The 419-nt window shown below is 65.4% G+C and carries 1 protein-coding gene; it reads right to left on the bottom strand.

The window, feature by feature from the left end:
• On the bottom strand, positions 1-419 hold a 419-nt coding region (locus tag BJQ90_RS19025), incomplete at both ends, for an IS110 family transposase (RefSeq protein ID WP_226761764.1).

The raw sequence follows: 419 nt of genomic DNA, 5'->3' as shown, positions 1-419 counted from the left end.
AGGTAGGTGTCCTTGCTTCGGGACGCGGACAGGGCCGCGGTGCCGAGGGCGGCTTTGAGGTATTTGTTGCCGGGCAGGATGTGCGCGGATTTGATCCGGCCGGCTGATTCGTTGGAGCCGGGACAGACCCCGGTCCAGGACGCGAGACGGCCGGGGGTTTCGAATCGGGACATGTCGGCCCCGGTTTCGGCGATGATCACGTCGGCGACTTTGAGTGAGACTCCGGGGATGGTGGCCAGGAATTCCCTGGCGGCACGAAAGGGTGTCATCGCCTCCTCGATCCGTTCGGTGAGCGCGTCGATGATGCGGGACTGGGCATCGATCTGGTCCAGGTGCAGCCGGGCCATAAACGCGTGGTGGGCCTTGAACCGGCCGGTCAGCGCGTCGACGAGCTCGGGGATTTTGGAGCGCAGGGTTCC

This window comes from Arthrobacter sp. SO3, assembly GCF_020532825.1.
Taxonomy (GTDB): Bacteria; Actinomycetota; Actinomycetes; order Actinomycetales; family Micrococcaceae; genus Arthrobacter.
Note: the sequence above shows the minus strand (reverse complement) of the source record. Positions and strands in the feature narration are given on the sequence as shown.